Source organism: Yersinia frederiksenii ATCC 33641, assembly GCF_000754805.1.
Taxonomy (GTDB): Bacteria; Pseudomonadota; Gammaproteobacteria; order Enterobacterales; family Enterobacteriaceae; genus Yersinia; species Yersinia frederiksenii.
Window position 1 is genome coordinate 3,589,477 of the sequence record NZ_KN150731.1, and the last position, 19,791, is coordinate 3,609,267.

Here is a 19,791-nt window from a genome sequence, read left to right on the forward strand (position 1 = left end):
ACTGTACTCCTCAAATAACGCATAAGTGATGATTCGCCCCGACGTCATTTGCCGGGGCTTTGGTTGGGAGCTTAGACGTCCAGCGCAGCGGCCAGCGGCGTGACATCAAAACGTGCCGCCAGCGCAATCAGTTGCTCACGAGAAATAGTCTGTCTCTTGCCGCCCATCGACAGAACTTTCACCATGATCTCGGCTGATTTCTCGGCGGTATCAATCAGGCCAAAGGCGTCATCCAGTGTGGGCCCACTGCCGAAAATGCCATGGAAAGGCCAAAGAACCAGACTGTGTTCACGCATCTGTTCCGCTGTCTGTGCGCCAATCCCATCGGTGCCCGGCACCATCCACGGCACAATGCCAATCCCATCAGGGAACACCACCAGGCATTCAGTACTGCCTTCCCATAGCAGGCGAGTGAAACTGGCGTTATCCAGTTTTTGTACATAACTCAGAGCAATTAGATTGGTGGCATGGCAATGCATAATGACTCGGTTGCTACCATCGCTGACTTGCATCCGTACAATGTGGGATTGGAAGTGTGCCGCCAGCTCAGAGGTGGGTAGCCCTCCCTGAGTCAAGCCCCAGTGAATGTGATAAGCCATACCATCATTGCTGACTTGCAGTAGCACCAGATTTTCAGCGGGGTTTAATTCAACATTGCGGAAAAACTTGCCGGAACCGGTGACAAGAAACCAGCTGTTTGCCAGTTCGGGAGCCGGTTGCGTGAGTTCTACGTGACGCGGTTGGGGGTAAAAATCGCGTCGATAAGGTTCCACTTCTTCAGCCAGCAGTCGCAAACTGATATTGCCACCGTTACGTTCGTCCCACCCTTTGCGCCACATATCGCTAGTGGCTTTAATCATTCCCTCAATAAACCAGGAAGATAGAATCGCTTGCATAATCATGAGTCCTTAACGTTGGCTGAGAATCTGTTGTTCATATTCACGTACTGCATCGAGCCAGCGGGCATCGACCGGCATGTCATTGCGCTGACAGTAACCTTCCCAGATGGCTTGCCATGGCAGGGATTTCTGCTCTTCCAGCAGTGCCAGCCGTGCGGTGTAATCACCGCGTAGCTCCAGTTGGCGTAGCATCTCGGTAGGTTCTAGTAAGGCGCGTAACAAAGCTTTCTTCATGTTGCGGGTGCCAATAACCCAAGCGGCAATGCGGTTAATCGAGGCATCAAAGAAGTCCAGACCGATATGAACCCGATCAAACAGGTTGTGGCGGATGATTTCACTGGCAATAGCCTGTGTTTCATCATCCAGCAGCACTACGTGGTCACTGTCCCAACGAACTGGGCGGCTGACATGCAACAGTAGGCGCGGGACATACAGCATGGCGCTGGATATTTTGTCGGAAATCACTTCAGTGGGGTGGAAGTGACCGGCATCCAGACATAGCGCTGTTTGGCGGCTGGCGGCATAGCCCATATAAAACTCGTTGGAACCGACGGTGTAGCTCTCAGCACCAATCCCAAATAATTTGCTCTCCACCGCATCAATGTGATGAGCCGGATTTAACTTTTCACTGATGACTTCGTCCAGAGCTGACAACAGGCGCTGGCGGGGAGCAAGGCGGTCAATAGGAGTGTCTTTCATGCCATCGGGGATCCAGATGTTCATGACGGACGGCGTGCCTAATTGCTCACCAAAATAGGCGGAAACTCGGCGGCTAGCCTGACAGTGTTCAATCCAGAACTGACGGACTTCTGGGTCGGCATGTGACAGGGTAAAACCGTCAGCGCTCAGTGGGTGTGAGAAACAAGAGGGGTTAAAATCGAGCCCCAAATGGTGTTTTTTAGCCCATTCAACCCAGCGGCTAAAGTGGCGTGGCTCGATTTTATTGCGCGCGACTGGGGTGTCAGACTCCAGATAAATGGCATGTAAATTTAGTCGTTTGGGGCCAGGAATTAAGGTCAGCGCCAGTTCCAGGTCAGAGCGTAGCTCGGCAGCATTGCGTGCTTTTCCGGGGTAACTTCCGGTTGCCTGAATTCCCCCGGTTAATACGCCATCTGGATTCTCAAAGCCGGTGACATCATCGCCTTGCCAGCAATGCATGGAGACCGGTAGCGTATCTAGACGAGTCAGTGCGGCATCTACATCAACGCCGACAGCGGCAAAGCGTTGCTTAGCCAGCTCCCAGGCCTGTTCAATAGAGTTCGTCATATGCAAAGTTCCTTAGGTAATTGACTCAGTGACTGGAATTGCGACCAATGGGCAGCAAAGTCAGTGTTGTCGTGAGGGGATAAATGGTGGAGTGGGAAGTTATTCGCCACGATGCGGCGGTAATGAGTGACATCAGCCACCTCTCCCAGCGAAATTAATTGGCTACCAATATTGCCGAGTGTTGAGGCCTCGACCGGCCCCATGCTCACATTCAAACCACAAGCATTGGCGCAGAGTTGATTGAGAAATTGGTTTTGACTGCCACCACCGACAATATGCAAATGGCTGATGGGGCGTCCGCGCAGTTCTGCTAACTCTTGAGCCACTTGACGGTACAACATGGCGAGGCTATCAAAGATGCAGCGGGCCAGTTGGGCGGCAGTGATGGGAACGGGAAGGCTATGCTCGCGGCAGGCGTCTTGGATCTCGCGGCACATATTGGGTGGGTTGATAAAACGGCTGTCATTGGGGTTGATCAACGAGCGGCAAGCCGGTTGTCGTGCCGCTTGTTCAATCAATTGCGGTAAATCGTCAATCTGCAATTCATCGGTGGCGCGTTGCAGTAGCCACAAACCCATAATATTTTTCAGTACCCGATAGCGGCCTTCTGCGCCACCTTCATTGGTGATATTGCTGCACTGTGCTTGATGGTGAGTCAGCGGTACAGCGCTCTCAAAGCCCATCAGTGACCAAGTCCCGGAGCTAAGATAGGCCGCATCAGCATCAATCAGCGGGGCGGCAAGAACCGCGCTGGCGGTATCGTGGGTGGCAACGGCAACCACCGGAACCTGCTGACCGAGGGCGCTGTGCCAGTAGCCGATGGTATTGCCGGGTTTGCCGGGTTTAGCGAACCAGTGCGCCGGTACACCGGCATAAGCCAGTAGGTCGCAATCCCAGTCATCGGTGTCAATATTGAGTAACTGGGTGGTAGTGGCATTGGTATATTCCCAGTTAAGCTGGCCGGTCAGACGAAAATGCAGGTAGTCCGGGATCAGGAGGAGATGGGCCACCTCGGCAAGTAGATGGGGCTGCTGTTCACTTAATGCGCGTAATTGATACAAGGTATTGAATGGCAAAAATTGAATACCAGTACGACGATAAATCGCCTGGCTGCCTAGTGTCTGCTGCGCCTGCGCCATCACACCATGAGTGCGGCTATCGCGATAAGATACCGGTTGCCCGACCCGCTTTCCTTGCTTATCAAGCAAAACAAAGTCTACGCCCCAGCTATCAATACCAATGCTGTCCAGCGCGATCCCTTCACTGTCGAGCTGATTTAGACCCTGACGGATAGATTGCTCAATGGCATCTAGATCCCAGACATCTGAGCCATCAATGGATTTAATCTGATTAGTAAAGCGGCAGACTTCACGCAATGTCAGCTGTTGCTGAGCGGGATAATAGCTTGCCAGCATCACACGCCCGCTAGAGGCCCCAAGGTCAATGGCGGCCATATGCCGTGGGGCATTGGGTGGAGTGACTGTTGATGATGAAAAGGTGGATGGTGTGGGCATAATAAGCGGCCTGTCGTTTCTCGATGTCCAACAGTGTAGAAATTTGCCTGATCTGCGACCTTCTCATCACTGCCAGCTGCTATGGCTTGCTGGCAGAATGACGAAAGTGAAAGTGAAACAGCTCACAATTCCGTATTTATGCGCCACACTCCCCACCTGTGACCTTGCGCATATTTTTCAACATTGCTGCGTCTATCTAAAAAAAAGCGCCGTCAAAGTGGTTTTTAGTGTCAAAAGTTGAAGGTTTAGTCACCGCCGCTGCTTTTACTATCGAGGGCTGAAGCAGGGCGATTTCGCCGTGCCTTTCGCAAGAGGGCAAAAGATGACTGTATTGCACAGTATTGATTTTTTCTCTTCCAGCTTGTCGCCAGTGGCTATTGAGACTCGTGCGCCGCAACCCGAATTTCCCGAGCATCATCATGATTTTTATGAAATCGTTATTGTTGAAGAAGGTGCTGGCGTGCATGTTTTTAATGGCAATCCTTATACATTAAGTAGTGGTTGTGTCTGTTTTGTTCGTGACCATGACCGCCATTTGTTTGAATCAACAGATGATTTGTTTCTCACCAATGTCTTATTTCGTGCCCCTGATGCTTTTCGCTTTTTATCCGGTGTCGGGCACTTCCTTCCCCAAGAGTGTGATGGCGTCTATCCCTCTCATTGGCGGGTGAATGGCCAGGTTTTACAGCAGGTAAAATGCTTAATTGCTTGCCTTGAACACGCGCCGCCAAGTGATCTGGCGGAAGATATCGCCCTGCATGAGAGTATTTTTATGCAGTTATTGGTGAAGTTATGGCAAGGATGCCGGGCGCAGATGGGGGATGATCAGGAAGGGCGCTTATGCCAACTACTGGATTGGCTGCAGAACAACTATAGCGAGGCGATTGAGTGGTCAGAATTGGCCGACCGTTTTGCATTGCCAATGCGGACTTTACACCGCCAGTTAAAAAACCAAACCGGTATGACTCCCCAACGTTATCTAACACGGTTGCGCTTACTGCAAGCTCGCCATCAGTTGTGCTACAGCGACAACAGTGTCACTGATATTGCCTATCAGTGTGGTTTTGGCGACAGCAACCACTTTTCGACCCTATTTAAACGCGAGTTTTCGCAATCACCCCGTGATTTACGTAGCCAACTTTAGCGCCTTGCCGTGCTAACCGGCGAGGGCGTGAATAGCATCACGGTAAAAATCGGCAGATTCAAGATAATGACCTGCTCATTAAATAATCTATAACAATAAGGCTGCATACATGCGGACATCACTGCTGTTAGAAAGCCGGGACTATTTGCCATCGGAACAGATGCCAGTGGCGGTAACCAACCGATATCCGCAGGAAGTCTTTGCAGAGCACACCCATCAATTTTGCGAAATCGTGATTGTCTGGCGGGGAAATGGTTTACATATCCTGAATGACCACCCATACCGCATTACCTGCGGGGACGTTTTCTATATTCAAGCCGCAGACCATCATAGCTACGAATCCGTACATGACTTGGTATTAGACAATATTATTTATTGCCCCGAGCGGCTCCGCCTGAATGCTCAATGGCACAAGTTACTGCCTCCTTTTGGGCATGAACAGAATCAGGGATACTGGCGGCTAACGACACAAGGAATGGCGCAGGCGCGGCCTATTATTCAGCAGCTAGCACAGGAGTCGCGCAAGACAGACTCCTGGTCAATACAATTGACCGAGGCACTGTTGCTGCAACTCGCCATTGTACTGAAACGTCATCGCTACAGGGCTGAACTGGCTCACTTATTGCCCGATGGCGAGCAGCTTGATTTAATTATGGCGGCGCTACAGCAAAGTTTGGGGGCTCATTTTGACATGGCTAATTTCTGCCATAAAAATCAGTTGGTTGAACGATCTATTAAGCAACTATTCCGCCAGCAGACTGGCATGAGTATCAGCCATTATCTGCGCCAGATTCGTCTATGCCATGCTAAGAGTTTATTGCGTTGTAGTGAGCATCGTATCAGTGATATTGCTGCGCGCTGTGGCTTTGAAGACAGCAACTATTTCTCGGCTGTTTTTACTCGTGAAGCCGGTATGACTCCGCGAGATTATCGTCAGCGCTTTGTCCGCTCCCCAGTATCACCGGCTAAAAATGGCAGTGATAGTTGCCGTGCTCTCCTTTAGCCCTATTTTTGTCACTGTTTCCCATAAAATAACGGGCAGGTTTTGCCACTCTGCCCGTCAATAGAATAATTTTTAATAATGGGTATTACGCAGCCATACCCAAGCCAACAATATTGGCTGCCAGAATAATCACCAGACAACCAATACACAGCACTGTCACCGGTTTTCTGGTTGAGCATTTCCATTCTTTGAGTAACAGACCGACAATGCCACCGCACAATACATAGAAACTCATGTGCAGCATCCAGCTCATATAATCATACTGTTGTGGGATTTTGGCGTGGCCCCAAGCATAGAAGAAGAATTGCAGATACCACATCAAACCGGCTAACGCTGAGAACAGAATGTTGGTGATCAGCAATGGCTTGGCAATCGAGAAATCCGCTTTGACTGACAGGTTTTTGAGTGTCGCCAGGCGGATAAAGCAATAACTTAAGTTGATGAGTGCGCCACCACCCATAATAATGACGTAGCTGGGTAGTGCCACATAAAGCGGGTTGATGCCTAATGCACTGGCGGCTTCATGCATTGGTTTGGCGGCATCCATGGCAAATGACATCCCGGCGGAGAAAATACCGCACATCACGGCCAGTATTAGCCCCTTTTTCAGGTTGAACTCTTCTGCCTGAATCCCCATGGCCCGCTCTTTCAGTAACCCTGCATAACTGACGGTGGCAACACCTATTAGGGCCACAAATACTCCTAATAAGGTCATACGTCCGCCCGCGGTACCGAACAGCACATCAAAACGCCCTTGCAGAATAGGCGTCATTAATGTGCCGATAATCAGCGTGATACCGATGGCAATCCCTATTCCCATCGACATGCCGAGATAGCGCATGGTCAGGCCGTAGTTGATATTACCAATCCCCCACATGGCACCGAACAGAAATACTGGCAGCAGGGTGGCAATGCTAAAAGAGCCATAATATTGCCAAAAGTCGGGTAATAACAAATAGCTGACTGTCCATGGCAGAATAAGCCAAGAGACCAGCCCGCCAATGGACCACATGGTTTCCCATGACCATTTTTTAACTTGTTTAAACGGCGCGTAGAAACACGCCGCACTGGCAGCGCCCACCAGATGCCAAATTATCCCCAATATAATCGCATTGTTCATCTTATTATCCTTCGTTGTGATAGTGCGGGGAGGCGCGCAACAGGAAGGGCGCACAAACCGCTGATGACGAAGGAGTCTAAATAGTGTGCCGTGTTGTCACCTTCGGCTGACTGCCTTAAGACAAGGAAAGCTGGCAAAATTCAGTGGGTAACAATGATGATGATCACAGAATGGAATTCTGGTGACGGGCGGCTTAATGGTGAAGGCGATGGCAGCAGAAATTCAGCTCTTTAACATGGCTAATGGGCCAGTTTTCGCCATTAAAAAGGCCTGCAGTCGCAGGCCCTTAATATCACTAAATCATCTTCTTACGGTGTTAGCCGGAAAGAAAACTATTTGGTCATTTTCTTATACTTGATACGGTGTGGTTCCAGTGCCTCGGCACCCAGAGTGCGTTTTTTCCACTCTTCGTATTCAGTAAAGTTACCTTCAAAGAACGCCACTTTACCTTCATCTTGATAGTCGATGATGTGGGTAGCGATACGGTCAAGGAACCAACGGTCATGGGAAATAACCATGGCGCAACCAGGGAACTCCAATAAGGCGTTTTCCAGTGCGCGCAGCGTTTCGATGTCCAGATCGTTGGTCGGTTCATCGAGCAGCAACATGTTGCCGCCAACCTGTAGCAACTTGGCCAGATGGATACGGCCACGTTCACCGCCAGACAACTCGCCAACTCGCTTACCTTGGTCAATCCCTTTAAAGTTGAAGCGGCCGACATAAGCGCGGCTTGGGATTTCAAAGTTGCCGATCTTCATGATGTCCTGACCGCCGGAGACTTCTTCCCAGACGGTTTTGCTGTCATCCATGTTGTCACGGAACTGATCAACCGAGGCCAACAGCACGGTATCACCCAGTGAAATAGTGCCGGAATCAGGCTGCTCCTGACCAGATAACATGCGGAACAGAGTGGATTTACCGGCACCGTTCGGCCCGATGATCCCAACGATGGCCCCTTTTGGCAGTGCAAAAGTCAGGTCGTCAATCAGCACACGGTCACCGTAAGACTTGCTCAAATGCTCAACTTCCAGCACTTTGTCACCTAAACGTGGGCCAGGTGGAATGAATAACTCACTGGTTTCGTTGCGTTTTTGGTATTCCACACTGTTAAGTTCTTCAAAGCGGGCCAGACGTGCTTTACCTTTCGCCTGACGGCCTTTTGGATTCTGACGAACCCACTCCAGCTCTTTCTCGATAGATTTACGACGTGCAGCTTCGGAAGAGGCCTCTAGTGCCAGACGGGCATCTTTCTGTTCCAGCCATGAGGAGTAGTTACCTTCCCATGGAATACCTTCACCACGGTCAAGCTCTAGAATCCAACCCGCCACGTTATCAAGGAAGTAACGGTCATGGGTGATGGCGACGACAGTGCCTTCGTAGTCATGCAGGAAGCGCTCCAACCAAGCCACGGATTCGGCATCCAAGTGGTTGGTCGGTTCATCCAGCAGCAGCATGTCTGGTTTTTCCAGCAGCAGGCGGCAGATGGCGACACGGCGGCGCTCACCACCGGACAAGTTGGCAATTTTGGCATCCCAAGGTGGCAGGCGCAAAGCATCCGCAGCACGTTCTAGTTGGTTATCCAGATTGTGGCCGTCGTGGGATTGGATAATGGCTTCCAGCTCGCCTTGCTCTTTCGCCAGTTTGTCGAAGTCAGCATCAGGATCGGCATACAGCGCATAAACTTCATCCAAACGAGTCAGGGCGCGTTTTACTTCGCCAACGGCCTCTTCAACCGACTCACGCACGGTTTGTTCAAGGTTCAGCTTGGGTTCCTGCGGCAGGTAACCAATCTTGATCCCTGGCTGTGGGCGAGCTTCGCCTTCAATGTCGGTATCGATCCCCGCCATGATGCGCAACAGGGTTGATTTACCTGAACCGTTAAGCCCCAGCACACCAATTTTGGCCCCTGGGAAGAAACTTAAGGAGATGTTTTTCAAAATATGTCGTTTCGGCGGAACTACTTTGCCGACGCGATGCATGGAATAGACGTATTGAGCCACGTTGCGTCTGCCTCTCTATATATCAGTTTTTATAGGATGTCTGGTGCGGAGTGTAGCCCGTTTTACTATACCCGTCATCTTTCAAGTCGCCGGTGTATAAGTTGCTTACGCTTATGGTATGTCAGGTAATGAGCTTCATACTGGAAGCTCATCCGCTAGACTGGCATAAAAAGGTTATGGCACGGTCACTATCATGGCTACGCGGCGGTTTTCTGCCCGGCCTTTTGCACTGCGGTTATCCGCCACCGGTTCTAATTTACCCCGGCCACGCACATCAATATTGGTTCTTGGAATACCAATAGTTGCCAGTGAATCCGCTACTGCGGCGGCGCGCTCGTAAGAGAGCTTCTGGTTATAGCTATCTTCACCCGTTGCGTCAGTGTGGCCATCAACGCGCAGATGATTGATGCCGACATTGTGCAATGCCTGACCAATGTTTTGCACGGTTTGTGTGCCAGACGAGTTTAACTTTCTAACGTCGCTGTCGAATAAGACTTTATTGGTGAGTCCAAATTCCCAGCCATTGTCTGTTAATTTAAAGCCTTGTTCCTGTAATGCGGCAATTTGTTCCGGTGTGAGCCCTTGTGGTTTGGCCTGACACCCCGTTAATACCAACAAACAAATAGCAAAAAAACTGAGCCAAATGGGATTTCTCTGACGAAGACTTTTTAAATCCAGCATGTCACCTACCCTAAGCTTTCTGTTTGAGAATCTTCTGTGTAAATCAAGCCCGACTGATGAACAATGCCTCGTTCGCTTGGCCGGAAACCTTTCTTTGCCTGATACATTGCTTCATCTGCTCTTTGTAATAACTCTTCCGGCGTTTGCGCATGATCAGGGTAAACAGCAATACCAATACTGAGGGAGGTGGTAATTTCAATTCCATCCACCAGTACTATTGGTTGGGTCATACTTTCAATAATATTATCAGCAATGGTGAGCACGTCATCTGTGTCATGAATGGGTGCCAGTAATACCGCGAATTCATCACCGCCCAGACGTGCCACTAAATCAGACTCACGCAATAGCGCGCGAATACGGTCAGCAATGGTCGTCAGCACCACATCGCCTGCGGCATGGCCATAGTTGTCATTGATCTCTTTAAAACGATCGCCATCAAGGAACAAAACCGCCGCGTGTTCGTTGGTTTTACAATCCTTAAGTGTTCGGCTTAAACGGCCTTCAAAGAAAGCACGGTTGGCCAAACCGGTCAGGCTATCATGGGCTGCGCGGTGTGCGAGCGAGTCATTTTCCTGAGTTAAGTGTTTCTGCCAAACTTCAAGTTCTTCTAGCAACCCATTGAAATCATGACTTAACTCATTCAACTCGGCGATTTGCGCCGAAGGAACACGTTGGCCAAAGCTGCGATGGCGACTGACATTATGAGCCACTTCAGTAATGCGATTCAGTGAACCGATGATGCCAAACAGCATGCGGCGTGATAGGAATAGTGCCACCGCAGTACTGAGAACCAGACAGATAAGCAGCCCGGCTAATCCTTGCAGCAGAAAACGCAGCAGGCTGCCGCCATGACCGACAATCACTATTTTGCCGATTTCAGTACCTGCATGAACCATCGGCAGTACCACCGGTTCTGGTAGTGCCCAGCGGGCAACGCTTTGCTCCATATAATGTATCGGGCCATCATCAGGTAGCGTCCAACTGGCTATCTCTCGGCCTTTCACATCTAAAATCTTGGCCTGCGCGACTTCCTCATTGGTCGCAATCAGCGACAGCGCCTCGTTGGCAACTATCTTATCGCCGAAGACCACCGCCGCCTCGGTGGTATAGCTGATGGAGCGGGCGATCAAATGCAGGTTATGGTCAGCATAAACCCGCAGTGCAAATAGAGCCGCTAATGTCAGGAAAATACCCGCTGTCGCGACGGAGACTATTGCCACTGTTAAATGTATTTTTCCCAATACACGGCCAAGTGTGGGGAGCTTTACAGCATTAGTTTGATTTTTTATCTGACTCGCAGATTTATCTTTTATTGAACTCATAATGCGTCAGCCTTTTTACGGGCAAGTTGCAACACGTTGGGATGAACTCGAACCCCACCGCGTGCTAATGCATCCATATTGACTTTGAATGAGGCTTGCTCATCTTCCAGTAGCAGACAAAATGCACTGCCCAAGGTGCATTGCTCATAATCTTCGCTGATAGTAAGAATTGAATGTCCGGCGAGTTGGATAGCCAGTTCCTGGCGCTGTTTATCCCCAATAATACCCAGATAAACGACATCACAATGAGTCGCTATAGAGGCATCAGGCAGTGAATAGCGCTGTGTCTTAATTGGATGTGCCGTTTTCATTAATGCCGGGTTAAATAGCGCTTCTGCGTAGTGGGTGGGGGCTACAACACATAGGCGAGTGACGGGCAGGGGGGTTGGCCAGCGCGAATAGCTGATAATACCCAACACCATTTTTGCGGCCGCATTACTGCGCTCATGTACCACTTCGTCACTGATATTATTTGTGGCCATTAAAGGCATCGATGTAAATAAAATAGCGAGAAATAATAAACCGCAGGCACAGGCGCGCCAGACACGCTGTGATGTCATCAGATTTTGCGGATAATAGCGTTTATAATTGCTGACGCCGTTAATTGCGCAAGGTGCGATATTCATTTCTGCGCTTCCTGTAGGGCGACATGAGTTGCAGCGGTCAAATAATTAATCGCTACCATTCTATTATAAGATTTTATTGATGCAATAATAGTCATGGTATCGGCAATCTGTGATTTATCTTAGCTACAGTGTCAGGCTAATTGGCGATAAATAAAAAGCCCGGCTGATTAGCCGGGCTTGTGTCGTGATGACGGATGGATATTAGATAGGATTCGAGGTGCGTTTGAAACGTCCGATGACCCATTTTTCTACTTCGACCACTAGGAAGATCGCGATAGAAACCAACAGTATCAGGCCCCAGTAATAAGCCGGTAATGGCTCGGTACCGAAAGCGGTATTCATAAATGGCAGATAGATAATAGCTAACTGCAATACGATCAGGACACCAGAAACCAACCACAGCCCCTTGTTAACAAAGACTTCTTTATTCAACGGGAATCTATCCATTACGCGGCAGTTAAACATATAAATCCACTGCGCGGTCACTAATGTTTGCATCAACACAGTCCGGATAAATTCAGTGCTGTAACCGCGTGGTTCCAAATAGGCTTCCAGGGCGAATGCACTACAAGCAATCAAGGTGCCGACAAACGCGATACGCCAGATGGCATGACCATCTAACACGTGTTTTGATGGGTCACGTGGATTACGGCGCATAATGCCTCTTTCTGCCGGTTCAAAGGCCAAACCGAAGGAAAGCGTGGTGGAGGTTGCCATGTTTATCCAGAGGATTTGCAATGGCGTCAGTGGGATCACGGCACCAGCCAGGATGGCAAAGATAATTAACAACCCTTGCGCCAAGTTGGTCGGCAATACAAACAGAATGGTTTTCTTCAGGTTATCGTAAACACGACGGCCTTCTTCAACGGCACTGGCGATGGTGGCGAAGTTATCATCAGATAGCACCATATCGGCAGCTTCTTTGGTGACTTCGGTACCCTTGATACCCATAGCGATACCCACGTCAGCTTGTTTCAGCGCCGGAGCATCGTTTACGCCATCGCCGGTCATTCCGACGATTTCGCCTTTCTCTTGTAAGGCTTTTACCAGACGCAGCTTATGTTCCGGGCTGGTACGGGCAAAAATATCATAACGAACGGCGGCTTCGGCCAGTTCTTTATCATCCATGTGCTCCAACTGACCACCGGTAATGGAGTCTTTCCCATTACCTATCCCCAGCATGGCACCAATCGCCATGGCTGTTTCCTGATGGTCGCCGGTTATCATCTTGACGCGAATACCAGCCTGCTGGCAGGTCGCAATCGCATCGATAGCTTCTGGGCGTGGTGGATCCATCATGCCGGCGATACCGACAAACACCATACCTTGCTGGATATCGCTGTGGTCTAAATCGCTGATCGCTTGCTCTGTTGGGCGGAAGGCGGCGGCGACCATACGCAAGCCCTGCTTGGCATAGCGCGCCATCTCGGCTTCCCAGTAGTCACGACGGAATGGTGCAACACCGGTGTCCGTCAGTTCTTGCTGGCAGAAAGTAAACAGCACATCAGGAGCACCGGTCAGGAAGATACTGTTTTCTGACTGAACTTGATGGCTGGTGGCCATGTATTTATAGGCAGAATCGAAAGGAATTTTACCGTGTTGAGTGATCTGACCCAGATCAATGCCAGATTTGGCAGCCAGCACCTTCAGTGCGCCTTCAGTGGGGCCGCCAGTAATGGCCCAGTGACCTTGGTCATTCTTTTGAATCTGGCTGTCATTACATAAATTCACCGCAGTGATAAATGTTTTTAACGGCCCAGCAAGAGTGGCTTGCTCATCGCTGCCCTCAGGACAAATATTACCGACTGGCTCGTAGCTTTCGCCTTCCACTCGATAGCAATGCTCAGCCAGAATCACCGCTTTGACTGTCATCTCATTCATCGTCAATGTACCGGTTTTATCGGAACAGACGACGGTCATCGCACCTAAGGTTTCTACTGTTGGCAGCTTGCGGATAATCGCGCGGTTGCGCGCCATCGCTTGCACACCCAAGGATAGAATAATCGAAATAATGGCGGGCAGCCCTTCAGGAACCGATGCCACAGCCAGGCTTATCAAGGCCAACAGCAGTTCATTGACTGGCAAGTCACGCAAGATAAAGGCGAAGACGAACAAGAAGGCCATCATCACCAGAATCAGAATAAAGATGGCTTTACCCAACCGGTCCATCTGTTGTAACAGTGGCGTTCGGGTTGATTCGACGGTCGACATCATCTGGTTGATATGACCGAGTTCAGTGTCACCGCCACTGGCAATGACCATACCTTTTGCGGTACCTGCGCTGATAGTGGTGCCTGAGAACAGCAGGTTTTTGCGGTCCCCAATGACTGATTCGTCTTCAATTACCCCGATTTGTTTCTCAACGACGGTTGATTCACCGGTCAGGATAGCTTCTTCAATCTGGAGATTATGGGCTTCGAGTAGCCGCAAGTCGGCTGGAATTTTATCCCCTGGTTTCAATGTGACGATATCACCGGGGACTAAATTCTGTGCATCAATAGTTTGTGCGTTGCCATTACGTATTACGACGGCTTTACTGGAAAGCATATTCTGAATGCTTTTCAGAGATTTCTCGGCTTTATTTTCTTGAATGTAACCAATTAATGCGTTAATGACTGCCACACAAAGGATAATAATAGTGTCAACAGTGTGGCCCATTAGACCTTTAACTAACGCCGCAGCTAATAGAATGTAAATCAGGACATCATTAAAGTGCGCTAAAAACTGCAGTAAGGGATGCTTACTTTTTTTGGCCGGTAGTGCATTGGGGCCGTATTGTTTAAGACGTTCTTCCGCCTCTTGTTGGGTTAAACCTTCTTCGCGGCTATTTAAATGCTGCAAAGATTCTTCCGCAGTAAGCTGATACCAGGCCTTTCCCTCTGGGGGCTTCGCTCCGGACGTATGGTTTGATGAGTTTTGCATTGAAAGAACCTTCTTAAAAATTAATAAATCTGAAGTCTATCTATCCATTTGATTGAGTCATCGGACTATTTCACCAATGTGGGGCAGAGAGAATAATCTTCTTTCTTCCATGAAAAGATCCTGCTCCTTAATTTTTTGATTTTTATTAAAAGACAAAAAATGATTCTGAATGATATATTTACAACAACATAGTTATATTAGACAAGGATAGTAGATTTTTATCAAAATAGTGTCTTGATCTGAGATAATAAAGTCGAAGCATTTGACCATAAATAGCGACTAACATTGTGAATAATAAGTCATTACACGATGAACTCTCCAGCCAGTAATCTCCCTTACTTCGCTTGACGTGAAACCTTCATTCAGAAATATTAATTTTCTCTATCCATTGGTGCGTGTAATCGCTGGCTATCAGGTGAAACTCTTAGTTAGTATGTCCTGCTGCCGGAACTAATTATGACTATGCTAATCAGAAGTTGCGGTAAGCAAAGTGCAGTAGCCAACAACCAGTGAGGAAACAGTAAGTATGGACAAGTGGCGATATCTGGCGATTGGCGTATGTCTGGTGACGACTTCAGGAGTGGCCTTCGCAGACTCCATTGATGCCCAACGGCAACGCTATCAACAAGTTAAACAAGCTTGGGACAGCAATCAGATGGATACCGTGACGCAATTGATGCCGACGTTGCGCGACTATCCTCTGTATCCGTATCTGGAATACCGCCAGTTAACACAAGATTTGAGTCAGGTGAGTGCGGCACAAGTGAACGATTTTCTGACTCGTAACCCGACGTTGCCACCAGCACGTTCGCTGTCATCGCGTTTTGTTAATGAACTGGCACGTCGTGAGGATTGGCGCGGGTTATTAGCGTTCAGCCCGCAAGCTCCGCAACCGGTCGCCGCCCGCTGTAATTATTACTATGCCAAATGGGCAACCGGTGAGCAGCAAGTCGCGTGGGATGGGGCGAGTGAAGTTTGGCTTAATGGTCAGACACTACCCGGCAGTTGCGATAAATTATTCAGTGTTTGGCAGCAAGCCGGACATCAAACACCCTTGGCAACACTGGCACGGATGAAGTTAGCCCTTAAAGAGGGCAATGCCAGTCTGGTGAGTTACTTACTCAAACAATTGCCAGCAGATTATCAGACGATGGGGACGGCACTGGCGAAATTGCAAAGTGACCCTGCTAGCGTTGAAAGCTTTGCCCGTACCGTTGGGCCGACAGACTTTACTCGCTCAGCCACCATTATTGCCTTTACCCGGTTGGCTCGTCAGGACGTGGAAAATGCACGGGCGATGATACCCACGTTGGCACGGCTGCAAAAAATGAGTGACAGCGAAAAGCTGGAGCTGGAAGAAGCGGTGGCCTGGCGTTTGATGGGCAATGATGCGACTTACGACCAAGCCAAATGGCGCGATCAAGTGACCTTACGCAGTCATTCGACACCATTGCTGGAGCGCCGTATCCGCATGTCTCTGGGCAGTGGCGACCGCCAAGGGCTGGCAACCTGGATGGCTCGTTTACCCGCTGAGTCGCAAAACAAAGATGAGTGGCGCTACTGGCGTGCTTCATTGCTGCTAGAGCAAGGTAAGAAAACCGAGGGCGAAGCTATTTTGCGCAGCCTGATGCAGGAGCGTGGTTTTTATCCGATGGTTGCCGCCCAAAAACTGGGTGTTCCTTACCCTATCAATGTGGAGGTTGCCACCAAACCTGATGCTTCACTGGCACAGCGGCCAGAAATCGCTCGAGTGCGTGAACTCATGTATTGGAATATGGATAACCTGGCACGTAATGAGTGGAGCTATCTGGTTGCCAGCCGCAGCAAACCTGAGCAGGAAGCATTAGCGCGCTATGCATTTAACCAGAAGTGGGCAGACCTGAGTGTGCAGGCGACCATCGTGGCTAAATTATGGGACCATCTGGAAGAGCGCTTCCCTCTGGCATGGCCGAAAGAGTTCCGTCAGGCGACTGAAGGCAAAGGAATCACGCCAAGCTATGCTATGGCCATTGCTCGCCAGGAAAGTGCCTGGAACCCGAAAGCACAATCGCCAGTGGGGGCCACAGGTCTGATGCAGGTGATGCCACGAACCGCGGAACACACGGTCAAACTGAATAACATTCCAGGTTATGTTAATAGCAGCCAGTTGCTCGACCCCATTACCAACATAGAGATAGGAACCAGCTATCTGGAAGAGGTTTATCAGCAATTTGGTCGTAACCGTATTTTATCCAGCGCGGCCTACAATGCCGGTCCATCGCGGGTCAATACCTGGCTGGGGAACAGTGGCGGGCAAGTGGATGCCGTGGCATTTATCGAAAGTATTCCATTCTCAGAAACCCGTGGCTACGTGAAAAACGTATTGGCTTACGATGCATTTTATCGCCACTTTATGAATCGCCCAGCGAAGGTGCTGAGTGATGCTGAGTGGCAGCGGCGTTACTGATTCCCCTTCGTCCTTGAAGCCACAGGGGTGTTAGCGGCACGCACTTACCCGAATCACTGACTTGAGTCAGCTCATCGGGGGGCGTTTACTGGCTGCCTACCTGTGGCGCCAATGACTTTGGGGACTCTACTTGGTCCTTGAAGCCACAGGGGTGCTAGTGGCATGCACTTACCCGAATCACTGACTTGGGTCAGCTCATCGGGGTGCGTTTACTGGCTGGCTACCTGTGGCGCCAATGACTTTGGGGATAGGTGAGGTTATGGTATGCTTCTGTACTAGTTAAATAGTATGGCTGCATATCATGACAAAACTACGATTGACCGATCCGAATCTGTCGACTGAGGATAATCAGCACTGGCTGACTTTCGTTGCGCTGTTGCAAGACGCCATTGCGCAAGACCTCCATTTACCCCTGTTGCAATTAATGTTGACACCGGATGAGCGTACCGCGCTGGGGACTCGGGTGCGTATCATTGAGGAGTTAATGCGGGGTGAATTGAGCCAGCGTGAACTGAAAAATCAATTGGGTGCCGGCATTGCGACCATCACCCGTGGTTCAAATAGCCTGAAAGTGGCGCCTCCAGAATTGAAAAGCTGGCTGGAAGCGCAGTTATTGACAGGCAAAAGCTAATTACGCTTCAGGGCGCTGGTAAATTTCATTGTGAAATGGCACCAGTGCCAGCAGTAGGGCCTGATGATAGACACTGGTACGGGTCAGTTTACCGTCAGTAAAAATACCAATCGCGCCGCCCTGTTGTTTTACATTCAATATCCCGGTTAAATCTGCCATTTCGTCGCCCAGCTCACGGCCTTGGCGAATCCCTTGCAATATAATATCCGGCAGCATCAAGCTGGCTGAACGGGATTCCCCTCTGAGCTGCAAGTGTTCAATTACCATCCATGCAAAGGTCATATTATCTTCAATGCCGGCTTCAACTCCGACCCAAAAATCAGCTTCAGGGCACATCTGACGTGCATTGCTCACTCGCTGTCTGGCACCGGTGCGTGTCTCAGTGCTGCCTATGGGTTGCAGTGGAACACCGCTATCAACATTAACACCTTCAATGTGATACTCGCCGGGGCCATAAACATCATCAAATGCGAGGCTAATAGCCTTAATCTTTGCAGGGTTGGTAGTTGCGGCAACAACATGGTACATAATAAGTCTCAGAATAGATTTAAATAGCGTTGGTGTATATTTCACGCAGTATAACGGAAAAATGACATGTTACAGGTATATCTCGTGCGCCACGGCGAAACCGTGTGGAACGCATCGCGCCAGATTCAGGGCCAATCAGACAGCCCTCTGACTGATGTTGGTCTACGTCAGGCACACTTGGTTGCACAACGAGTTCGCAGCCAGGGCATTACCCATATTATTACCAGCGACCTTGGGCGCACGCAGCAAACGGCAAAAATCATCGCTGATGCTTGTGGGTTAGAAATGGTGACAGACCCGCGTCTGCGTGAGCTGAATATGGGGGTGTTAGAAACACGCCCGATAGAAAGCTTAACGCCGGAAGAAGAGCAATGGCGCAAGCAGATGGTCAACGGTACTGAAGGTGGTCGAATTCCTCAAGGGGAGTCGATGACGGAGCTGGGGTATCGGATGCGTGCGGCGCTGGATAGCTGTCTGGAGCTGCCGGCGGGGAGTAAGCCGCTATTAGTTAGCCACGGTATGGCGCTAGGGTGCTTATTGAGTACCTTGCTTGGTTTGCCCGCTTATGCTGAACGGCGGTTACGTTTGCGCAACTGTTCGCTATCACGTGTTGATTATCAGGAAAGCCCTTGGCTGGCTTCCGGATGGGTTATTGAAAGTGCTGGCGATACCGCCCACTTGGATATGCCAGCACTCGATGAACTACAGCGTTAACGCCTGATTGGAATGAGATATTCGCACTTCAACGTGGACGGAGGCCCATCTTTTGGCCTCCCCTGCGGGAAGAATCGCTCGATATCGTATCCACTCCTACGCGTTAATTCTAACTGCGGCAAGCAGGTGCCATAGAGTGTGAGAATGAAATCCTGCAACCCTTCCAGTGGCCCATCATAGCTAAACTGCACATACTCGCCACCTTGCAAGATAATCGGTTGCCCTTCCTGCACATTACCCGGTACATGCTGTGGTTCGATAGCTGTGGTGTAGAAAACCTCTTGCTCGTCATCTTTCTCCTGATTAGGTCGGGAGTGATGTAAACCATAGAGCACTGGCGGCACTTGATCGGCACCACCAAGATACTGTTGCCAGAAATGAGTCCGTAATTCAGTACGATGAGTCGATATTTGCTCTAGTGTACAAGAGTAACTTTGCGTCAGACCCACCAAGTGCTGCTCAGGTAAAGTAATGAATTCAGGCTGAGGTAGAGTATATGACCCGAGCCGGATAGGTGGGCATATTCCCGCTGAATTCCAATCTTCCGCCCGACGGTATAGCGCAGGTGTTTGCGCAAACTGTTTCTTAAAGGCGCGGGTGAAAGTTTGCTGCGAATCAAAACGATATTGCAGGGCAATATCCAGAATAGGGCGACTGGTTAATCGTAATGCGACAGCGGCTTTAGATAGCCTTCTGGCACGGATATAAGCACCGATAGCATTCCCGGTGACATCCTTGAACATTCGCTGTAAATGCCATTTTGAATAGCCTGCTTTGGCAGCGACATTGTCCAATGCTAAAGGCTGGTCTAAATGACTTTCTAGCCAGCTAAGCAAATCACGAATGATACTGGCTTGATCCATAGATCTTCCTCGTAAAGCGGCCTAAATTTAGGGTATTAGTAATATTAAAAGAATAGCTCTGGCGCATAGTAGCAACTTTTTATGTTCACTACTGCTTAAGAATTTACTGACC

General features: G+C 49.7%; 15 protein-coding genes and 2 pseudogenes. 6 read left to right on the forward strand and 11 right to left on the reverse strand.

The features are described from left to right. Positions 1-71: 71 nt before the first annotated feature. From rhaD to rhaB, 3 genes are read right to left on the reverse strand one after another with little or no spacing between them, the layout of a single operon-like run. The gene (gene rhaD / locus DJ58_RS05870; protein WP_032909901.1) at positions 72-896 is read right to left on the reverse strand and encodes a rhamnulose-1-phosphate aldolase; all 825 of its coding nucleotides are present in this window, start codon (positions 894-896) and stop codon (positions 72-74) included. 12 nt (positions 897-908) lie between these two features. Next, complete coding sequence (locus DJ58_RS05865; protein WP_032909902.1) at positions 909-2,165, reverse strand: L-rhamnose isomerase; 1,257 nt, start codon at positions 2,163-2,165, stop codon at positions 909-911. Further along, the gene (rhaB, locus tag DJ58_RS05860; protein ID WP_032910055.1) at positions 2,162-3,619 is read right to left on the reverse strand and encodes a rhamnulokinase; all 1,458 of its coding nucleotides are present in this window, start codon (positions 3,617-3,619) and stop codon (positions 2,162-2,164) included. The genes DJ58_RS05865 and rhaB overlap by 4 nt, the downstream gene beginning before the upstream one ends. On the opposite strand from rhaB, the pseudogene DJ58_RS23670 reads away from it, so the two are divergent. From DJ58_RS23670 to rhaR, 3 genes and pseudogenes are all read left to right on the forward strand, one after another. After that, a pseudogene (locus tag DJ58_RS23670) lies at positions 3,618-3,780 on the forward strand (phosphoribosylaminoimidazole synthetase). The gene rhaB and the pseudogene DJ58_RS23670 overlap by 2 nt on opposite strands. Positions 3,781-4,001: 221 nt before the next feature. After that, positions 4,002-4,823, forward strand: a complete 822-nt coding sequence (gene rhaS / locus DJ58_RS05855) for an HTH-type transcriptional activator RhaS (protein WP_004706026.1) — start codon at positions 4,002-4,004, stop codon at positions 4,821-4,823. Between the two features lie 109 nt (positions 4,824-4,932). Beyond that, complete coding sequence (gene rhaR / locus DJ58_RS05850) at positions 4,933-5,826, forward strand: HTH-type transcriptional activator RhaR (RefSeq protein WP_004706027.1); 894 nt, start codon at positions 4,933-4,935, stop codon at positions 5,824-5,826. Positions 5,827-5,911: 85 nt separating this feature from the next. On the opposite strand, the gene rhaT is transcribed toward rhaR, so the two are convergent. From rhaT to DJ58_RS05820, 6 genes are all read right to left on the reverse strand, one after another. Next, positions 5,912-6,946, reverse strand: a complete 1,035-nt coding sequence (gene rhaT / locus DJ58_RS05845) for an L-rhamnose/proton symporter RhaT (protein ID WP_004706029.1) — start codon at positions 6,944-6,946, stop codon at positions 5,912-5,914. Positions 6,947-7,278: 332 nt separating this feature from the next. After that, positions 7,279-8,946: an energy-dependent translational throttle protein EttA gene (ettA, locus tag DJ58_RS05840; RefSeq protein WP_032900922.1), complete on the reverse strand. Its 1,668-nt coding sequence runs from the start codon at positions 8,944-8,946 to the stop codon at positions 7,279-7,281. Between the two features lie 174 nt (positions 8,947-9,120). Beyond that, on the reverse strand, positions 9,121-9,627 hold the full coding sequence (gene yfiB / locus DJ58_RS05835; protein ID WP_004706033.1) for an outer membrane lipoprotein YfiB: 507 nt from the start codon (positions 9,625-9,627) through the stop codon (positions 9,121-9,123). A gap of 5 nt (positions 9,628-9,632) precedes the next feature. Beyond that, complete coding sequence (dgcN, locus tag DJ58_RS05830; RefSeq protein WP_032909905.1) at positions 9,633-10,949, reverse strand: diguanylate cyclase DgcN/YfiN; 1,317 nt, start codon at positions 10,947-10,949, stop codon at positions 9,633-9,635. Continuing rightward, positions 10,946-11,575: a regulatory sequestration protein YfiR gene (gene yfiR / locus DJ58_RS05825; RefSeq protein ID WP_004706037.1), complete on the reverse strand. Its 630-nt coding sequence runs from the start codon at positions 11,573-11,575 to the stop codon at positions 10,946-10,948. Before yfiR ends, dgcN begins: the two co-directional genes overlap by 4 nt. A 201-nt stretch (positions 11,576-11,776) precedes the next feature. Further along, positions 11,777-14,497 (reverse strand): cation-transporting P-type ATPase, encoded by a 2,721-nt coding sequence (locus DJ58_RS05820; protein WP_004706038.1) that lies wholly within the window; start codon positions 14,495-14,497, stop codon positions 11,777-11,779. A gap of 526 nt (positions 14,498-15,023) precedes the next feature. Here DJ58_RS05820 and sltY point away from each other — a divergent pair. Both sltY and trpR read left to right on the forward strand, forming a co-directional pair. After that, positions 15,024-16,943 carry a murein transglycosylase gene (gene sltY, locus DJ58_RS05815; protein ID WP_004706040.1) on the forward strand — a complete coding sequence of 640 codons (1,920 nt, stop codon included), beginning with the start codon at positions 15,024-15,026 and terminating at the stop codon, positions 16,941-16,943. Positions 16,944-17,265: 322 nt separating this feature from the next. Continuing rightward, positions 17,266-17,574: pseudogene (gene trpR, locus DJ58_RS05810) on the forward strand (trp operon repressor); the annotation flags it as partial. Here the strand turns inward: trpR and yjjX are convergent. Continuing rightward, a complete protein-coding gene (gene yjjX, locus DJ58_RS05805) occupies positions 17,575-18,102 on the reverse strand; it encodes an inosine/xanthosine triphosphatase (protein WP_004706045.1) in 528 nt (175 codons plus the stop codon). Positions 18,103-18,168: 66 nt separating this feature from the next. Between yjjX and gpmB the strand changes: the two genes are divergently transcribed. Beyond that, the gene (gpmB, locus tag DJ58_RS05800) at positions 18,169-18,816 is read left to right on the forward strand and encodes a 2,3-diphosphoglycerate-dependent phosphoglycerate mutase GpmB (protein WP_032909909.1); all 648 of its coding nucleotides are present in this window, start codon (positions 18,169-18,171) and stop codon (positions 18,814-18,816) included. Here gpmB and robA read toward each other — a convergent pair. Next, on the reverse strand, positions 18,813-19,679 hold the full coding sequence (gene robA, locus DJ58_RS05795; protein WP_032909910.1) for an MDR efflux pump AcrAB transcriptional activator RobA: 867 nt from the start codon (positions 19,677-19,679) through the stop codon (positions 18,813-18,815). The two genes, gpmB and robA, sit on opposite strands and share 4 nt — an antisense overlap. Between the last annotated feature and the right edge of the window lie 112 nt (positions 19,680-19,791).